This is a genomic window from Tenacibaculum sp., from assembly GCF_050290165.1.
Classification (GTDB): Bacteria; Bacteroidota; Bacteroidia; order Flavobacteriales; family Flavobacteriaceae; genus Polaribacter.
In genome coordinates this window covers 452,632-471,156 of record NZ_JBNKHD010000015.1, presented here as the reverse complement: position 1 = coordinate 471,156, position 18,525 = coordinate 452,632, and the positions used below count along the sequence as shown (strand labels likewise).

The 18,525-nt window shown below is 31.6% G+C and carries 22 protein-coding genes; 12 read left to right on the top strand and 10 right to left on the bottom strand.

The genetic code is table 11. The features are described 5' to 3' along the window. Position 1 precedes the first annotated feature (1 nt). Positions 2–889, top strand: coding sequence for a 4,5-DOPA dioxygenase extradiol (ygiD, locus tag ACQY6M_RS13405; RefSeq protein ID WP_428742392.1), 888 nt, complete (start codon positions 2–4; stop codon positions 887–889). A 910-nt stretch (positions 890–1,799) separates the two neighbouring features. Here ygiD and ACQY6M_RS13400 read toward each other — a convergent pair. The 5 genes from ACQY6M_RS13400 to ACQY6M_RS13380 all read right to left on the bottom strand — a co-directional run bounded on the left by ACQY6M_RS13400 (position 1,800) and on the right by ACQY6M_RS13380 (position 5,212). Then, the gene (locus ACQY6M_RS13400) at positions 1,800–2,723 is read right to left on the bottom strand and encodes an AraC family transcriptional regulator (RefSeq protein WP_428742390.1); all 924 of its coding nucleotides are present in this window, start codon (positions 2,721–2,723) and stop codon (positions 1,800–1,802) included. Then, the gene (locus ACQY6M_RS13395) at positions 2,720–3,244 is read right to left on the bottom strand and encodes an alpha/beta hydrolase (protein ID WP_428742389.1); all 525 of its coding nucleotides are present in this window, start codon (positions 3,242–3,244) and stop codon (positions 2,720–2,722) included. Before ACQY6M_RS13395 ends, ACQY6M_RS13400 begins: the two co-directional genes overlap by 4 nt. After that, the gene (locus ACQY6M_RS13390) at positions 3,241–3,522 is read right to left on the bottom strand and encodes a hypothetical protein (RefSeq protein ID WP_428744960.1); all 282 of its coding nucleotides are present in this window, start codon (positions 3,520–3,522) and stop codon (positions 3,241–3,243) included. The genes ACQY6M_RS13395 and ACQY6M_RS13390 overlap by 4 nt, the downstream gene beginning before the upstream one ends. A gap of 81 nt (positions 3,523–3,603) precedes the next feature. After that, complete coding sequence (locus tag ACQY6M_RS13385) at positions 3,604–3,912, bottom strand: hypothetical protein (RefSeq protein WP_428742387.1); 309 nt, start codon at positions 3,910–3,912, stop codon at positions 3,604–3,606. Continuing rightward, on the bottom strand, positions 3,899–5,212 hold the full coding sequence (locus ACQY6M_RS13380) for an NAD(P)/FAD-dependent oxidoreductase (RefSeq protein WP_428742386.1): 1,314 nt from the start codon (positions 5,210–5,212) through the stop codon (positions 3,899–3,901). Before ACQY6M_RS13380 ends, ACQY6M_RS13385 begins: the two co-directional genes overlap by 14 nt. A 112-nt stretch (positions 5,213–5,324) precedes the next feature. On the opposite strand from ACQY6M_RS13380, the gene ACQY6M_RS13375 reads away from it, so the two are divergent. Beyond that, a complete protein-coding gene (locus ACQY6M_RS13375; protein WP_428742385.1) occupies positions 5,325–5,759 on the top strand; it encodes a hypothetical protein in 435 nt (144 codons plus the stop codon). On the opposite strand, the gene ACQY6M_RS13370 is transcribed toward ACQY6M_RS13375, so the two are convergent. The 4 genes from ACQY6M_RS13370 to ACQY6M_RS13355 all read right to left on the bottom strand — a co-directional run bounded on the left by ACQY6M_RS13370 (position 5,754) and on the right by ACQY6M_RS13355 (position 9,427). Next, positions 5,754–6,281, bottom strand: a complete 528-nt coding sequence (locus tag ACQY6M_RS13370; protein WP_428742384.1) for a hypothetical protein — start codon at positions 6,279–6,281, stop codon at positions 5,754–5,756. The two genes, ACQY6M_RS13375 and ACQY6M_RS13370, sit on opposite strands and share 6 nt — an antisense overlap. After that, positions 6,282–6,704 carry a secondary thiamine-phosphate synthase enzyme YjbQ gene (locus tag ACQY6M_RS13365; RefSeq protein ID WP_428742383.1) on the bottom strand — a complete coding sequence of 141 codons (423 nt, stop codon included), beginning with the start codon at positions 6,702–6,704 and terminating at the stop codon, positions 6,282–6,284. It lies immediately after the preceding gene. A gap of 76 nt (positions 6,705–6,780) precedes the next feature. Next, on the bottom strand, positions 6,781–8,685 hold the full coding sequence (gene dnaK, locus ACQY6M_RS13360) for a molecular chaperone DnaK (RefSeq protein WP_428742382.1): 1,905 nt from the start codon (positions 8,683–8,685) through the stop codon (positions 6,781–6,783). Between the two features lie 136 nt (positions 8,686–8,821). Continuing rightward, positions 8,822–9,427 carry an NUDIX hydrolase gene (locus ACQY6M_RS13355; protein WP_428742381.1) on the bottom strand — a complete coding sequence of 202 codons (606 nt, stop codon included), beginning with the start codon at positions 9,425–9,427 and terminating at the stop codon, positions 8,822–8,824. A 7-nt stretch (positions 9,428–9,434) separates the two neighbouring features. On the opposite strand from ACQY6M_RS13355, the gene pyrE reads away from it, so the two are divergent. After that, positions 9,435–10,085, top strand: a complete 651-nt coding sequence (gene pyrE / locus ACQY6M_RS13350; RefSeq protein WP_428742380.1) for an orotate phosphoribosyltransferase — start codon at positions 9,435–9,437, stop codon at positions 10,083–10,085. A gap of 10 nt (positions 10,086–10,095) precedes the next feature. Further along, a complete protein-coding gene (locus ACQY6M_RS13345) occupies positions 10,096–10,485 on the top strand; it encodes an SRPBCC family protein (protein ID WP_428742379.1) in 390 nt (129 codons plus the stop codon). Here the strand turns inward: ACQY6M_RS13345 and ACQY6M_RS13340 are convergent. Further along, positions 10,480–11,217: a biotin--[acetyl-CoA-carboxylase] ligase gene (locus tag ACQY6M_RS13340; protein ID WP_428742378.1), complete on the bottom strand. Its 738-nt coding sequence runs from the start codon at positions 11,215–11,217 to the stop codon at positions 10,480–10,482. The two genes, ACQY6M_RS13345 and ACQY6M_RS13340, sit on opposite strands and share 6 nt — an antisense overlap. 86 nt (positions 11,218–11,303) lie before the next feature. On the opposite strand from ACQY6M_RS13340, the gene rsfS reads away from it, so the two are divergent. The 8 genes from rsfS (at position 11,304) to ACQY6M_RS13300 (ending at position 18,522) form a co-directional block, all read left to right on the top strand. After that, positions 11,304–11,672 carry a ribosome silencing factor gene (gene rsfS / locus ACQY6M_RS13335; protein ID WP_428742377.1) on the top strand — a complete coding sequence of 123 codons (369 nt, stop codon included), beginning with the start codon at positions 11,304–11,306 and terminating at the stop codon, positions 11,670–11,672. Between the two features lie 25 nt (positions 11,673–11,697). Further along, entirely contained in the window at positions 11,698–13,623 is a 1,926-nt protein-coding gene (gene ftsH / locus ACQY6M_RS13330; RefSeq protein WP_428742376.1) for an ATP-dependent zinc metalloprotease FtsH, read from the top strand. A gap of 11 nt (positions 13,624–13,634) precedes the next feature. Beyond that, positions 13,635–14,225, top strand: a complete 591-nt coding sequence (locus ACQY6M_RS13325) for an LUD domain-containing protein (RefSeq protein WP_428742375.1) — start codon at positions 13,635–13,637, stop codon at positions 14,223–14,225. Positions 14,226–14,228: 3 nt separating this feature from the next. Next, entirely contained in the window at positions 14,229–15,020 is a 792-nt protein-coding gene (locus tag ACQY6M_RS13320; protein ID WP_428742374.1) for a phosphatidate cytidylyltransferase, read from the top strand. 26 nt (positions 15,021–15,046) lie between these two features. Beyond that, on the top strand, positions 15,047–15,307 hold the full coding sequence (locus ACQY6M_RS13315; protein WP_428742373.1) for an acyl-CoA-binding protein: 261 nt from the start codon (positions 15,047–15,049) through the stop codon (positions 15,305–15,307). Between the two features lie 5 nt (positions 15,308–15,312). Beyond that, positions 15,313–15,945, top strand: coding sequence for a YceI family protein (locus tag ACQY6M_RS13310; RefSeq protein WP_428742372.1), 633 nt, complete (start codon positions 15,313–15,315; stop codon positions 15,943–15,945). Positions 15,946–16,181: 236 nt separating this feature from the next. Next, positions 16,182–16,865, top strand: coding sequence for a TetR/AcrR family transcriptional regulator (locus ACQY6M_RS13305; protein ID WP_428742371.1), 684 nt, complete (start codon positions 16,182–16,184; stop codon positions 16,863–16,865). Further along, positions 16,852–18,522 (top strand): peptidase domain-containing ABC transporter, encoded by a 1,671-nt coding sequence (locus ACQY6M_RS13300; RefSeq protein WP_428742370.1) that lies wholly within the window; start codon positions 16,852–16,854, stop codon positions 18,520–18,522. The genes ACQY6M_RS13305 and ACQY6M_RS13300 overlap by 14 nt, the downstream gene beginning before the upstream one ends. Positions 18,523–18,525 lie beyond the last annotated feature (3 nt).

Genomic DNA, 18,525 nt, shown 5'->3' with positions numbered 1-18,525 from the left:
AATGAATCGTAAAGATTTCATAAAGCTTGCTGGGATAAGCACATTATCAATACCTATGATATCATCATTTTCAAAATTAGAACAATTAACACAGTCATTTAACAATACAGAAAAAATGCCTGTTTTATTTCTAGGGCACGGTTCTCCTATGAATGGAATTGAGGATAATGAATTTGTTCAAGGTTTTAAAAAACAACGAAGAAGTTTAGAAAAACCCAATGCAATTATAGTCGTTTCTGCTCATTGGGAAACCAAAGGAACATTTGTTACTGCAATGGAGCAACCAAGAACTATTCATGATTTTGGTGGATTTCCCAAAACACTTTTTGAAGTGCAATACCCTACTCCTGGTCACCCTCAACTTGCAGAACAAATAACAAAAATTATTGAACCTGCTGAATCAGTTCATCTTGATTATAAATGGGGGCTTGATCATGGTTCATGGACTGTTGTTAAACATCTTTTTCCTGAAGCTGATGTGCCAGTTATTCAATTAAGTTTAGATTATAATAGAACACCTGCCGAACATTATGCACTAGCAAAGCAGTTAACTAGACTGAGACACAAAGGGGTTCTAATTATAGGTAGCGGAAATATGGTTCATAATCTAAGAGAAATTTCTTTTAGTAAAATCCATACGAATTTTGGTTTTGATTGGGCTATAGAAGCCAATCAAAAAATGAAGGATTGGATTTTAAAAAATGATCATCAATCGTTAATTGACTTTAGAAAACATGGAAAAGCTTTTGACTTAGCAATTCCAACAGCAGAACATTATCTCCCTTTACTCTATTCTTTAGCATTAAAAGATGACACTGATGAAGTTTCTTTATTCAATGACCAAGCGGTAGGTGGGTCTTTAACAATGACTAGTGTTCGGATAGGTTAAAACAACACGTAAACTTAGTTTATAAATAAAAATAATATAAAAATCCCGAGTTCGCTAACTCGGGATTTTTGTTTTTATAAATTATACTCCTATTCGCTATTTTATTTTTTATATTTAGAGGTTTAAAATTGCTAAACTTCTGCTTATTCTACCATTAAGGGAATATAATAGTAATTTTATTACACTTATAAACAAGTTATAAGCTATTTATGGATAAAACAACAAACAGGATTAATAACTTTTTTAAAAAAGACTTTAAAAAAAAGTTCATTACGTTCATTTCTATTCCTTTTATGTTTAGTGCTCTATTTTTAGCTGACTATTTTTTCTTTCCAGAATTCAATAAAACTGAAAAAATTTCTCAAGTAAGTACAATAGAAGTTTCTGGTCATCATAAATTCTCAAGTAGCAACACTACAACAAAAATAGGATTCAATTATATTACCGAAAATAATTACAAGTTTTCTACAACTCAGGAAAAAAGGATAATTGCTTCTGAAATAAAACTAAAAATTTCCCCAATTTATAAGACAGTGAAAACAGTAGAAATTGAAAATAAAAGAATAAAACTTTCGTCAGGTCTAAATGGAATAAGTGGTATTTTATTTATCATTTGTAATTCTTCTACTCTCATTTCAATTTGTTATACTCTTTTAACTAATAAAATCACTGAAAATGCCAGATTAAATTTAATTTTCTCAAACGCATTTATATTTATACTATGGATAATTATTATAAAAATATTCTGAGTAAATAACTATAAGACAACTTGCGACACTTTCTAAAATAATGTTAGGTTAGTCCTTAATCAAAACTTTTTGCATTTATAGTCACTTTGATTTCCCTATGAAAAGTCCTTGAACACAAAAACGAATAATCTCTGTATTAACAATTACAAACGCAAACTTTATTACTCCACGGGAATACAAATATCTACAATACATTTCCCTTCTGGGTGCTCTTGTGGATTGTTATGATATATCTCAAACGGATCTATAGTTGCCTTTTGATAACCGTGTTCACTCATCCATACAAAACTGGTTTCCCAAGCTTGTTGAAACTCGTCAAAACCAATTTCAAACCTAGAAACAATACATTTTGTCGTTGGTAAAACTTTTGTATTTACCTCCCCGTCTGTAGCTACTTCACCATTCAACGTCATACAAGCACTCATACGTATATAATCTGGGTCTGTAATTTTAGGGCTGTCATGATAAATCGTAATCATTTTTAAGTCTGGTTGATTCATCAATCCTTTAGGAGTTGCCCAACGCATTAATCTAGTATATGCATCTCCTATTAAGTCCATTTTTCCTTGATGGCTTATGTACGCTAGGTTCATTTCAGGAACCATTTTAACTTCTGTTTTAGCATTCATTTTAATCCAATTTAAAGCATTTTGTATGTTACAAATGTATTCTTCAAATCGAATTTCAACTTGACCGTTCTTGCTTTCCTCTTTACAAATCTTGCTAAATTTATTAGGACTCTCTTTTTTAAACTCAACAGGACTCAATCCATAAAACTTTTTAAAGGCTCTTGAAAATGATGACAAACTGGTAAACCCAACTATTTCTGCCACTTCTGTAATTGTTTTTTCCTGTTGATGTAACAGAAACGAAGCCGCTTTTTCTACTCTTTTTCTTGTGATAAAATCATTTACCGTTTCTTTAGTTACTGCTTTAAAAAGTCTGTGAAAGTGAAACGGAGAAAAATAAGCTTCTTTTGCTATTTCTTCTAAAGCAAGTTTCGTCTCTAAATTATCTTCAATAAAAGAAATCGCTTTACTTATTCTAGTTACAATCGTTGAGGGTATTTTTGTCGAAGGTTTCATCTTTTACTTTTTATTTCTAAACATAGCTTTATAGCAAACTCCTTATCTCTATATAGTTCGTGGGTACCTTTTGGAATTATATGATAGTCAACTTTCATTTTCTCAAACCAATTACCATCAGGTTTGTAAGCATCCTTTTCTCCATAATAAAGAGTTACTTTGTTTGACAGTTTTTCTTCTTCGTAACGCAGCCTTGTTGCTGAAACTGCATAAAAATCCTTAATCATTAAACCTCTTAAACTAGCTTTCCAACCGATAGTACCCCCTATGCTAAATGCTAAAATTACTACTTCTTCTTTTTCTAAACTCAATAAATTTTTAACAGCTTGCTCTACCCCACTCTCTACAAACAAACGGTGTCTCTCTTGTTCTGTTATATCAAAATCTGGAATACCTGCCAATTCACAACTGCTGTAAAATACTACTTCAAAATCCTCCGATAAATTTTCAACATAGGTCGAAACCCAATTGGCATTCTCCTTTCCCCATAAATCAGATAAAACAAGTAATCTTGGTTTCATAATCTACATTTTTGAAGGTAATAAAAAATTATCCCTCCTATAAAATACAATACAACATCTATGATATCAGCAGTGTATCTTGGATGAAATTTAGGCAGAACATATTCAAAAATAACTGCATAAAAACTGCATAGATAAAGAATTGCTCCAATAGAAATTTGGTAATTAGCATCATTTCTACTCCATCGTAAAACATACAAACTAACTATTAATACTATGGGGATGATTAAAAAATCATTCACATAATTATTTACTATAACTGGGAGTTCTATTGCCAATTTTTGTGCAAGGTAAATGAGGCTACCTGTAGCTAATGAAAATACAAAATAATATGGGAGTACTCTTTTATGCATACAATTCTAACCCGCAGCAACCATGGCTACAAACCAAGCTATTAAAGCTCCTATAGCACTAATTAATAAATATGCAGAATACAACACCCAACCAACAATTCGAAACAGCCAAACTGGATGTTTTTTTAAACGTTCTGCTAAATTAGGGTTTTCAATATCGTATTTTACTCTTTCGAGTTCTTCTTCTTTATAAGCAGCTACTTTTTGCTCCCGCTTCTTTTCAAAAGAAATGAGTGTATCACAGTCTTTGCAATAATCTCTATTCGTATTAAAAACTCCGCAACTTGGGCACTTAATATTTTTAGTAATTGCCATTTTCTTGCTCTTTAAAACTGTACTTATTTTTATTTTTATAAGGACGAATAATCAATCTTGTTTCTCTATCAAAACGAACATAATTATATACCCAATTCATAAATACAATTACTTTATTTCTAAACCCTATCAATGAAAACAAGTGTACAAACATCCACACAAACCAAGCAAATACTCCTTGAAACTTCCACTTAGGTAAATCTACCACAGCTTTATTTCTTCCTATAGTTGCCATAGCTCCTTTGTCTTTATACTTAAAAGGCTTTTGTTTTTTACCTTTTAACTTTGCCAAAATATTTTTTCCTAATAATCGACCTTGTTGAATGGCTGGTTGTGCCATCATAGGATGTCCTCTTTCATAATCTTTGGTTTGCATACATGCTACATCACCAATCGCATATACATTATCGTAGCCAATTACCTTATTATACTCATCCACTTTAAATCGATTCGCTCTTTCTATCACACATTCATGATTCAATCCTTCAACGACTTCCCCTTTTACTCCTGCCGCCCAAATAACAGTTTGTGCTTTAAAATGGTCTTCTCCATCTGTTCTAACAGTTTCTCCATCATAATCTACTACACGCAAGTTCTTCCATATATCGACTCCTAATTTTCTTAAAAACTCTTCTGATTTTCTTGAAGAGGACTCACTCATCCCTTTGAGTAGTTCTCCTGAACTTTGAATCAAGTTAATCTTCATTTGTCGAATATCTAAATCTGGATAATCTTTAGGTAGTATTGCTTTTTTCATTTCTGCCAATGCTCCTGCCAATTCCACTCCTGTAGGTCCGCCTCCAACAATAACAAAGTTCATCAATGCCAAACGTTTTTCTAAATCGGTTACCAACAGTGCATCTTCAAAATTTTCTAATACCAAACTACGAATATTCAATGCTTGTGGAACCGATTTCATTTCCATAGCATACTTTTGAATACTTGTGTTTCCGAAAAAGTTTGTGGTAGATCCCGTAGCAATAATTAACTCATCATATTCTAAATTACCAATAGTCGTTTCTACGATATTTCTTTCCGCATTAATATGAGTAACTTTTGCCAATCTGAAATAAAAGTTTTCAACATCATTAAACCTCTTTCGTAAAGGAAATGCAATACTATCGGGCTCTAAACCCCCTGTTGCTACTTGGTATAATAAGGGTTGAAAAGTATGGTAATTGTGTTTATCTATTAAAACAACCTGTAATTCTTGATTCTCTAATGCTCTTGCAGCTGCCAATCCTGCGAATCCTCCTCCTATAATTACAACTCTAGGAAAACTCGTTTGAGGTATGTTCATTATGTATTAGGGTTTTATATCCAATTAGCAAATTTAATTAAAAGTGAAGGGAGTTTCTTAAAATTTATTTTCTAGTTTTACGTTAAATTCTACAAACCAAACCGAGAAAAATATGTTGAGTTTTTTTAAAAAAAAGAAAGTAAAAGATTTAGTGATTACATGTGATACAGATGTTATTCACATTGATGACAAACCTCTTACATTTCCAACTAGTTATGATGCCTTAACTCAAATTTTAGGTAGTCCTAGCAGAGAACTTGAAAAAAGCAACAACTATATTATTTGGGATCAATATGGTATTTTTTGTGGATACACGGATAGTGATAATATCCTGTCTATCAACATTTATCAAAACAAAAAAGATAAAAGTGAGTACAACACTAAACAACAGTTTAAAGGGAAACTTTTTTTAAACGAAGATGAGATTACCAACAATGAGTTTGGTAAAATTCCTTTAGGCAAAGTCGCTATTCACAGATTAGGTAGTGAAAATGAAATTCGATTTGGTTTTAGTATAGGAGTTAATAGAGATTATAGAGAATTATAACTCTAATTTTAACTGCTGTAAGCTTTTATTTGTATGTATTAACTGGTCAATTAATCGCTTTCTTAACACCTCGATATCTTCTTCAAAATAACGAGCCCATTTGTACTCTTTAAATAACGATTGGATTTGTTTTAAACGTTGATGCGCTAATTCTGAAGTCATTAAAAAATGAGCTTCTTCGGAATTGTATTGAATTCTTTTAATACTCACCTTATGCTCCACATAATCTGCTTCTAAGTAAAACACTTTATCAGTATTATTTAGCGGATAAAAGTCTGACCAATTTGCATATCCTACATAGTAGTTTTGATTTTTATACTGTTCTATTCCTCGAATTTTCCATCGACAATTGGCAACTCTTCCCCAGTGATTCGAATAACGGAAAACACCATTTTCAGTATAATAATAGTAGCTTCCTGATTTACTTTGAAAATGCGCTTTCATCTCCTCAAAAAAATTGATGTTTTGCATTTCAAATTCACAATACGTGCTTCTGTAAAAATTGAATTTATGATATGTCATTTAATTTCCAAAGGCTGTTAATACTACTTTTCTTCTTCCTCCATAATTTCTGTGCTCGCCTAAGTATATTCCTTGCCAAGTGCCTAAATTGAGTTTTCCGTTGGTAATTGGAATTTGTACCTGACATCCTAACATAGAACTTTTAAGATGTGCTGGCATATCATCAGCACCTTCGTAATCGTGCTTATAATACAGCATATTTTCAGGAATCATTTTGTTAATGTGTGACTCGAAATCCATTCGTACCGTTGGATCTGCATTTTCATTAATTGTCAAACTAGCAGAAGTATGTTTTATAAACACTTGTAACTGGCCAATTTGAATGGTCGTAAGCTCTGGCAAAGCTTTCTCTATGATATCTGTAATTAAATGATACCCTCTACTAAATGCAGGCAATTGAATTTCTTTTTGGTAAAATTTCATATTGTAAAAGTAAAAAAGCCACTGAACGTATTCAATGGCTTTTTGTTTTATTTTGGATTCTGAAATAAATTCAAAATTACTTTACTTCTTCGAAGTCTACGTCTTCTACGTTATCTCCTTCAGCTGAAGAACCTGCATCTGCATTTCCTTGTGCACCTGCTCCGTTAGCTTGTGCATCTTGTTGTGCTTTGTACATTTCTTCTGAAGCAACTTTCCAAGCTTCGTTAATCTTTTCCATTGCAGCATCAATAGCAGCAATATCTTTAGATTCGTGTGCTTTCTTTAACTCTTCTAAAGCAGCTTCGATTGGTTCTTTTTTATCTGCTGATAATTTATCACCAAATTCTTTTAATTGCTTTTCAGTTTGAAAAATCATAGAATCTGCTCCGTTAATTTTATCTGCAGTTTCTTTTGCTTGCTTATCTGCTTCAGCATTTGCTTCAGCATCAGCTTTCATCTTTTCGATTTCTTCGTCTGTTAATCCAGAAGAAGCTTCAATACGGATGTTTTGAGTTTTTCCTGTTGCTTTATCAGCCGCAGATACATTGATAATACCATTAGCATCAATATCAAATGTTACTTCAATTTGAGGAACTCCTCTTGGTGCTGGTGGAATATCTGTTAATTGGAAACGACCAATTGTTTTGTTATCAGCTGCCATTGCTCTTTCACCTTGTAATACGTGAATATCTACCGATGGTTGGTTATCTACTGCTGTAGAGAATACTTGCGACTTTTTAGTTGGAATAGTTGTATTTGCATCGATTAACTTTGTAAATACGTTACCCATAGTTTCAATTCCTAATGATAACGGTGTTACATCTAATAATAATACGTCTTTTACATCACCTGTTAACACTCCTCCTTGAATTGCTGCTCCTAATGACACAACCTCGTCTGGGTTTACACCTTTACTTGGCGCTTTACCAAAGAACTTCTCAACTGCTTCTTGAATAGCAGGGATACGAGTCGATCCTCCTACTAAAATAATCTCATCGATATCAGAAGTTGATAAATCAGCATTTTTTAACGCTGTTCTACAAGGCTCAATTGTTCTATCGATTAAATCGTGGATTAATTGCTCAAACTTCGCTCTCGTTAATGTTCTTACCAAGTGTTTTGGCCCACTAGCTGTAGCTGTAATATATGGTAAGTTAATTTCTGTTGAAGTTGTGCTTGATAATTCAATCTTCGCTTTTTCAGCAGCTTCTTTTAAACGTTGTAATGCCATAGGATCTTTACGTAAATCCATGCTTTCTTCAGCATTAAACTCTTCTGCTAACCAGTTAATGATTTTTTCATCTACATCATCACCACCTAAGTGTGTATCTCCATCAGTAGCTAATACTTCAAATACTCCGTCTCCTAATTCTAAAATAGAAACGTCGTGTGTACCTCCACCAAAGTCAAATACTACAATCTTCTTATCATCATTTGCTTTATCTAATCCGTAAGCTAATGCAGCTGCAGTTGGCTCGTTGATAATACGACGAACTTTTAATCCTGCAATTTCACCTGCTTCTTTCGTAGCTTGGCGTTGCGCATCGTTAAAATATGCTGGTACTGTAATTACCGCTTCAGTAACTCCTTGACCTAAATAGTCTTCAGCAGTTTTCTTCATCTTTTGTAAGATCATTGCTGATATTTCTTGCGGTGTATATAAACGATCATCAATTTTTACTCTTGGTGTATCGTTTTCTCCTTTTACTACTTCATAAGGAACTCTATCTGCTTCTTTTGAAGACTCAGAGTACGAATTACCCATAAAACGCTTAATAGAATAAACCGTTTTTGTTGGGTTTGTTACTGCTTGACGCTTTGCAGGATCTCCTACTTTACGCTCACCTCCTTCTACAAATGCTACAATAGAAGGTGTAGTTCTTTTTCCTTCAGCATTTGGAATTACTACTGGCTCATTTCCTTCCATTACAGAAACACATGAGTTTGTAGTACCTAAATCTATACCAATAATTTTACTCATAATCTTTATTTCTCTTTTTAAAGTTTTTAATTCAAATTTACGAGTAGTAAATAGTCAAAGTGTATGCCATTAAACTTTAGCTATTATTTTGGCAGAAAAAGAAAAGATATAGGTAGTTTTTTGTGACATAGTGTCATTAACTTACCTTGTTTATGTATGAATCGTAGACAAGTTGAATGTTCTCATAGGTATTTTTCAATGCTTCCTTTACAGCTTCATTATCTTTAAACGCTACATCTGTAATTCCTTCTTCTAACTGAGGAGTTAAAATTCCTTCATAATCAGAGTGCATCAAATACCAATGGGTTTCTTTTAAACGATATTCATTTTGTTGTGCAAATAAGTGATAGGTTACCAACAATTTTCTTTTAATGGTAAGATTTTCAATCCCACATTCTTCCTCAACTTCCCTAATGGCTGTTTCTTCAATTTCCTCACCTTTCTCAATGCGCCCTTTTGGTAAATCCCATTTGTTACCTCTATAAATGAACAAAACATCATTGTGATTATTTAAAACCAATCCGCCTCCTGCAATAATTACTTTGAATTTTATTCTAAAAACTTTCCAAGTTTCAGCTAAATTATTCGAAAACAAATAAAGCCCTTTTAGTTCCCCTATTTTTAACTTATAAATAAGCTCTTCTATGCTTTCATTTTTGTAAATATAAACGGGGTAATTATCTTCATTTTTAAATGAAGTTGTAAAAATTATTGGCTTATCATTGACAAAAACTTTATACATTTGTGCTATGGATTTTAACAAAGATACAGCAAAAAAAACTGCCGAGCTTCTTTTGCAAATTAAAGCTATAAAATTAAACCCACAAACTCCATTTACTTGGGCTTCTGGGTGGAAATCGCCTATTTATTGTGATAACAGAATTACATTATCCTACCCAACTGTTAGAAATTTTTTGAAAGAAGAAATTGCTAAATTAGTTGAGGAAAAACACGGAAAACCAGATGTTATTGCTGGGGTAGCAACTGGTGCCATAGCTATAGGAGTATTAGTTGCCCAAGAACTAGGAGTCCCTTTTGTGTATGTAAGACCTGAACCTAAAAAACACGGAAGACAAAATCAAATTGAAGGACACCTTGAAAGTGGTCAAAATGTGGTTGTAATTGAAGATTTAATCAGTACAGGAAAAAGTAGTTTAAATGCAGTGACAGCACTTAAAGAAGCCCATGCTAATGTAAAAGGTATGATCGCTATTTTTTCTTATGGATTTGAAATTGCGTCGGAAAACTTTAAAAAAGATGGTGTAGAGCTTACTACTTTAAGTAACTATGAGTACTTATTAGAACAAGCTTTAGACAGTAAATATATTACTAGTGAAGAACTTCGTACTTTAGAAGATTGGAGAGTTGAGCCTAGTAAGTGGAAACAAAACGAAAAATAACAGCACAATAATGAACATAGAAGGAAATACAGTAACAGTAAAAAAATCATCTAAAGATTTATTCGATTTTTTAACTAAACTTGAAAACTTTGAGCAATTAATGCCTGAAAACACTCAAAAATTTGAAGTGGATGGCGATAGCTTTATCTTTGGTTTAAAAGGAATGCCAGAGATTAGATTGGTAATGAAAGATAAAACCGAATATTCGAATGTAACTTTAGGTGCTGCAAGTAGTAAATTGCCTTTTACTCTAGCTGCTGACATCAATGAAACATCAGAAAATGAAAGTGAGGTAACTTTAAAATTTGATGGTGAATTTAACGCAATGATGGCAATGATGGTTAAAGCTCCTTTAACTAAGTTCATAGGTACTTTAACTGAAAATTTAGCAAAATTATAAACTAGCAAACGAAACCTCTTTCAAACCAAATTCTTGAATTGTTTCGTTTTCTAATTCTATTTGGAGATTTCCGCTTTTTGAAACTCCAATAATTTTACCCATAAATAAAATGTTCTGACTATTCTTAAACATAGTTGGAACATTTTTTTTATACAACACTTGTAAGTACGCCTTTTCTAAAAGCTGAAATTCTTTTTTAGCTAAAAGATCAAACTTATCTTTCATTTTAGAAAGAATATTATCTAGTAAAACATCCAAATCAATTTCTTTCTTTAAAATCATTTTTATTGAAGAAGCATTGGGTAACTTTTTTGAAAATGAATCTTGATTTACATTCACCCCTATTCCTATTACAGAAGAACTTATGTTACTTACTTTCAATGAGTTTTCAATTAAAATTCCTGCTAATTTTTTATTTCCTGACAGAATGTCGTTAGGCCATTTCACCTTTAAATCAGGTAGTTTTAGGTCATTCAGCGCTTCGTATACACTTAGGGAAACACAGAAATTAAGATACTTATGATTGGTAACATCTAAGCCTATAAAGCTTGAATACACACTAAAAGTCAGGTTTTTACCTTCTTCTACCACCCATTCTGAGTTCATTTGCCCCCTACCCTTTGTTTGAGTTTTAGCTACTACTACTGTAAAATCATCAATAGACATTTTTGACACCATATTCTTTAAAAAAGTATTGGTAGAATCAATGGCATTAAGTTTGATTATTTTCATACAGATTTTGTGAGTAAAACAAGTATCAATATTACATAAATTACTCGCAAAAAAATAATAACTTTGCTAAAACTTAATTTTTTTTAATGACAATAAAACAAACAAACACAGACGATCTAATAGCTGTGATTATTAAAGGGATTGATGATGTAAAGGGTGAAGACATCCAACTACTAGATTTAAGAGAGATAGAAAATACTGTTTGTGATTATTTTGTAGTTTGTTCAGGTAATTCAAACACACAAGTCAATGCCATTTCTGGTTCCGTACAAAAAGTAGTAAGTAAAGAACTTAAAGATAAACCTTGGCACATAGAAGGGCAAGCAAACTCTGAATGGGTACTTATGGACTACGTAAATGTGGTTGTTCACATCTTTCAAAAACAAGTACGTGAGTTTTACGATATAGAAAGCCTTTGGGGTGATGCAAAAATCACCGAAATTAATCCAGCTTAATTGCTAACAATTTAGACACCTTTTTATGAGTGATAATAAAAAAAATGCGCCAAAATTTACTTTTAATTCGTTTTGGTTATACATTCCTATTTTAGTTATACTATTAGGGTTAAGTTTCTTTAATTCCAGTAACTTAGGGTCTCGCAATATTTCTAAAAACGAGTTTACTAAAATTCTTCAAGCAAACGATATTCAAAAAATTGTTGTTGAAAACAATAGTCTTGCTCAAATATTTTTAAAACCTGAGGCAGAAAAGAAAGAAGAACACAAAAAATTAGCAGACTCTCCTTTTTACAGAAGTGGTACTCCTTTGTACACTTACAATTTTGGAGATTTGCAAAACTTTGAAAATGAAATCAATAAAGAAAAGCAAGAAAAAAATCTTGATTTCGATAAAGTAAATATTGAAAGAACTAGCATGATGGATACCATCATCAGCTTCCTTCCTTTTATCTTACTTATTGCTATTTGGCTTTTCTTTATGAGAAGAATGTCAGGAGCTGCTGGTGGCGGCGGTGCTGGTGGACAAATTTTCAACATCGGTAAATCAAAGGCTAAACTTTTTGACGAAAACACCAAAGTTAAGACTACCTTTAAAAATGTTGCTGGTTTAGAAGGCGCCAAAGAGGAAGTACAAGAAATTGTAGACTTTTTAAAAAGCCCAGAAAAATACACCAAATTAGGAGGTAAAATTCCTAAAGGAGCTTTATTAGTAGGACCTCCGGGTACTGGTAAAACCTTATTAGCCAAAGCTGTTGCTGGTGAAGCTGGAGTACCATTCTTTTCTTTATCTGGTTCAGATTTTGTTGAAATGTTTGTTGGTGTTGGAGCATCTCGTGTTCGTGATTTATTTAAACAAGCTCAACAAAAGTCGCCTTCAATTATTTTTATTGATGAAATTGACGCCATTGGACGTGCCAGAGGGAAAAATAGTATGACAGGCGGAAATGATGAGCGCGAAAACACTTTAAACCAACTACTTACTGAAATGGACGGTTTTGGCACTGACACTAATGTTATTGTATTGGCAGCAACAAACCGTGCAGATGTACTAGATAAAGCTTTGATGCGTGCAGGTCGTTTTGATCGTCAAATTTATGTTGACTTACCAGACCTACATGAACGTAGAGAAATTTTTAACGTACATATTAAACCGCTAAAATTAGCAGAAAATGTTAATTTAGAATTTTTAGCTCAACAAACTCCTGGTTTCTCTGGTGCTGATATTGCTAACCTTTGTAACGAAGCTGCTTTGATTGCTGCTAGAAAAGGTAAGAATGCCATTGAGCACCAAGATTTCTTAGATGCTGTTGATAGAATAGTTGGTGGTTTAGAAAAGAAAAACAAGGTTATTACTCCAAAAGAAAAGAAAGTAATTGCTTTTCACGAAGCTGGTCATGCCACTGTAAGTTGGATGCTTGAACATGCTGCTCCTTTAGTAAAAGTTACTATCGTTCCTCGTGGACAATCGTTAGGTGCTGCTTGGTACCTTCCTGAGGAAAGAAAAATTGTTCAAACTGAACAAATGCTAGATGAAATGTGTGCTACTATGGGAGGTAGAGCTGCTGAAAAGTTAATTTTCAATAAAATCTCAACTGGAGCGTTAAGTGATTTAGAGAAAGTTACTAAACAAGCTCGCGCTATGGTTACTGTTTACGGATTGAATGATAAAGTTGGTAATATTACTTATTACGACTCATCAGGAAATGACGCTTTTGTAAAGCCTTATAGTGATGCTACAGCTCAAAAAATTGACGAAGAAATTTCTGAAATCATAGAAAATCAATACAAAAGAGCTATTGATATACTTGATCACAACAGAGATAAGTTAACAGAGTTAGCTGAATTATTGCTTGAAAAAGAAGTTATCTTTAAAGACGATTTAGTCAAAATTTTTGGTGACAGACCGTTTGACAACAAGGAAGAAACAAAAATTACAACAGAAGAATAGTTTTTATTTGAATGAACTTTTTCAAAAAATTATTTAAAACATATCAAGAATCATCTAAAGACAAGAAAATTAATGAGCAAGTAGTTCATTTATCTTTAGATGATTCCTTTGTTCATAACTTTATTAATAAAGGAGGTAAGTTTTTATACTCTACATCTATTAATGAAGTTGCGAATAATTTAAAACACATTTTACAAGAAAACAACTGGAATAAAATTACTTGTACTGATTTTGATTTATTAAAAATTACTGAAAAAATTGATGTAGCCGTACAAGCACATTCCTCAGAATCGATACCTTTTTTTACTTCTTGTGAGCACTTGATTGCAGACAGAGGTGAAATACTTTTTTCTTCAAACCAACTGGGTAGTCACAAATTAGCCACGTATTCTAAACATTTTATTGTATATGCTACGACAAGCCAATTGGTAAAAAATACAGGAGAAGGATTAACTGGTATAAAAACACACTTTAGTGGTAATATCCCAACCAATATTAGTTCTATTAAGAATTATAAATTTGAGGTTGAAGATGATAATTTTTTAAGTTATGGAAATAATAACACAAAAAATTTATATTTGCTGCTATTCGAAGACCTTTAAAATATGTCTAATCTTTTAACAAGAACTCTTTCTGCACTTGTTTACGCTATCCTATTTATTTCTGCAATACTTTTTTCTGCGGAAACATATATAGGTTTACTGGCTATATTTGCTACGGTTTGTATTTGGGAATTGTCAAAACTTTTGCAATTCAAAAATATTATTCCATATATACTTTTAGCTTGTGTAGTTTATATGTCTGTGCAAACTACAATCAACTACAATCCCTTTTTACTAGGAGCCACTTTAGTTGGGTTGTCTATCTTATTATACTTACTAATAAGCACTAAACCGATTAAAACTGAAACATTCAGTCAAAAAGTTTTTTTGCAAATTATCTACTTAATCTTGCCTTTTTACTTTTTAATGAATCTTCCTTTTATTAACAATAACTATTATCCAAATATTATTATTTATATCATTTTAATTATTTGGACTAACGATAGTTTCGCTTTTTTAGTAGGTAAAAACTTTGGAAAAAGAAAATTATTTGAAACAGTATCTCCTAAAAAAACGATAGAAGGGTTTATTGGCGGTTTGGTATTCTCTATTATTGCTGGTTTTATCATTGGCCAGTATTCAGAGAACTTCTCTACACTTAACTGGGTTATTATTTCAATTATTGTAGCTATTTTTGGCTCTTTGGGCGATTTAGTAGAGTCTAAATTTAAACGACAAGCTAATATAAAAGATAGTGGAACAATTATGCCTGGTCATGGAGGATTATTAGATCGATTAGATAGCTTGTTTTTCCTTGCTCCCTTCGTATATTTGTATATACATTATATAATGTAACCCCTCCACACATAATTACTCTAGTTATGGAAGATGATGATTTAGATTTAATGTTTCAAGAAGCCTTTAAAATAGCTTCTGATTTGGAGGAAAAGCTTCCCCCTGATGTAATGCTGCGATTATACGCTTACTATAAACAAGCTGTAAAAGGTGATCGATTTACATTTAACGACAATAGCGACTTGCGAAATGCTTTTAAATTTAATGCTTGGATGCAATTAAGAGGTATGGGAGTAAAGGAAGCTAAAAAAGAATATATTAAATTAGTAAATTCAATCATAAAATAAACCTCATGAAAAAAATCGTTTATTCTTTAATTATCTGTTTTACAATTTCTCAAATGATTTCTTGTAAATCAGAAGTAAAAAAAGAAACAGAAACTACAAAAGAAGAAGTTACAACAGAAAAAAAAGCTGCATTTGTTTTACAAGATGCTAATAACTCTATAAATTGGGTGGCTTATAAAACTACAGAGAAAGTGCCTGTTAAAGGTCAATTTCAAAAAGTAAACATAACTGGTGGTGGTGAAGGTAATACAGCTAAAGAAGCAATCAATAATGCTGAATTCTCTATCCCTGTTAGTAGTATTTTTACCTCAGATACTAGTCGAGATTTCAAAATCAAGAAGTTTTTCTTCGGAATTATGGATAAAACAGAATTACTTTCTGGTAAGTTAGTTTTAGAAAATGATTCTATTGGTTATGCTGACTTAACAATGAATAACGTTACTAAAAAACTTCCTTTTAAATATACCTTAAAAGAAAAAGAGTTCAATTTAAATGCTACCATGAATATTTCAGATTGGCAAGCTCAAAATGCTTTAGACTCATTAAATACAGCTTGTAAAGATTTACACAAAGGAGCTGATGGTGTTTCTAAAACATGGGACGAAGTTGCTCTTACTATCTCTTCTGTTTTTAAGTAAGAAAAGACAAAATATTTTTTAAAAAATCCGATGCATTAGCTTCGGATTTTTTTGTTTTATAAACTTAAATTCTTCTCTCTACACTATAAATCTACTACCCAACCCCTTAGCTTCACTTTCTTTAAAAGGTATACCAAATTCATAATTCTTTTAGCAAAAACATTAAGATGTAATTAACATAAATATTTTCAGTTTTAATAGTAAAGCTATTAATTTTGCGCTATCAATTTTTATTTATGAAAAATCTACTATCAAATTTAAAAATAGAAATACCGTCAGGAATTTATATTAAAGACCCTGAAACATCTGATTTAGGAAAAAGAATCATAGAAAATAGCATTATCTTAATTGAAGATATTGGTTTTGAAAACTTTAATTTTAAAAAATTGGGTACGTTAATTGGATCAAATGAGAGTTCTATATATCGATATTTTGAAAGCAAGCACAAGCTACTAATATATTTAACTTCATGGTATTGGGGATGGATTCAATACCAATTGGTTCTTGAAACATACAGTATCCAAAACCCTAAAAAAAAATTACTGAAAGCTATTGAGGTTGTTACCAAAACCACTAAACAAGACAGTAACTTTTCTCATGTTAATGAAGTTTTATTAAACTCAATTATCATTAACGAGAACTCTAAATCTTACTTAACTAAAGAAGTAGATACCGAAAATAAAGAAGGTGTTTTTAAGCTATACAAAGAAGTGATAAAACGTTTTGCTGAAATAATATTATTGTACAACAATTCTTATGAACATCCTCTAACATTAGCGAGTACCATAATTGATGGTGCTTTGCATCAACAGTTTCTTAAACAACACTTTAAATCATTAACTAATTGTAATGATGAAACATCTCCAACATCTTTTTTTATTAACTTAACCCTAAAAACACTCTCTGATGAAAGAAAATAATCAATTGACCCCTTGGCAACGTTTTTTAGGATTAGTAAAACTTGAGAAAAAAGACACGTTGCAAATAGCTTATTATGCCATTTTTGAAGGGATTGTAGCTTTATCACTTCCATTGGGGATTCAAGCAATTATAAACCTCTTACAAGCAGCTCAAATTTCAGCATCATGGGTTGTTCTTATAATACTTGTTACTGGTGGTGTAGCTTTTAGTGGTATTTTAAAACTCATGCAATTCAGGATTATAGAAACCATCCAACAAAGAATTTTTACAAGAGCATCAATAGAATTAAGTTATCGATTTCCTAAGCTTAAAATGAGTGGATTGAGAAACTACTATCCACCAGAATTAGCCAATAGATTTTTTGATACTTTAACTATTCAAAAAGGATTTTCAAAGATTTTACTTGATGTTCCTTCTGCTCTTATACAGATCATTTTTGCACTACTTTTATTATCATTCTATCATTCCTTTTTTATAATATTTGGTTTATTGGTACTTACATTAATATTCGTAGTATTCAAATACACGGCAAAAAGTGGATTAGAAACAAGTTTAAGTGAATCAAAAAACAAATACAAAGTTGCTCACTGGCTACAAGAAATTGCTAGAACAATTATTAGCTTTAAGCTATCTGGTAAAACAAGCTTAGCTCTTCAAAAGAGCGATGCATTGGTTAATGATTATTTAAAATCAAGAGAAAGTCATTTTAAAGTTTTAGTAATGCAATACATCCAAATGATTAGCTTTAAAGTAATTGTTACCGCAGGACTGTTATTTATGGGAGGTTTTTTAGTATTAACCCAACAAATGAACATAGGTCAATTTGTCGCTGCTGAAATCATTATTTTATTAATCATCAACTCTGTTGAAAAATTAATTTTGGGATTAGAATCTTTTTATGATGTTCTTACCTCTATTGAAAAGCTTGGTCAAGTTGCTGATAAACCTATTGAATCACAACAAGGTACAAATGTTAATAATGATAGACCCTTCTCTATTGAAATACAAGATGTTTCATACAATATAAAAACAGAGGACAAACCTATACTGAACAATATTTCTTTTGATATAAAACCTAGTGACCGAATTTTAATTCAAGGAAGTAGTAACTCAGGAAAATCGAGTCTTATAAAACTTATATCAGGTTTAATAGAACCTACCTCTGGACATATTTTTGTAAATGATTTATCACTAAAAAGTCTTTTCATTAATGATTACAGAGCTAATTTAGGACTTTCATTAAACGGGGAAACTCCTTTTGAAGGAACTATAAGAGAAAATGTAACTTTTGGAGATACTTCAATTAGTGATAATGAGATTTATGAAACATTTAAAATTGTTGGATTAACCGAATTCTTAAAACAACAACCTAAAGGTTTAAACACCAGTTTAAAGCCTGAAGGTAAACTTATAGGTTACACCATTGCTAAAAAACTTATACTAGCAAGAGCTATTATAAAAAAGCCTAAACTGTTAATTTTAGAAGATCCTCTTGATCAATTTGAAAAAGATGAGGCAAAAAAAATCATTAATTTTATTACAGACCCTTCTCAGCCATGGAGCTTAATTATCATTAGTAGAAATGAAAACTGGAAAGAAAAATGTAATAAGCAAATTACTCTTCAAAAAGGTAGTATCACTAACTTTAAATCGTAGGCA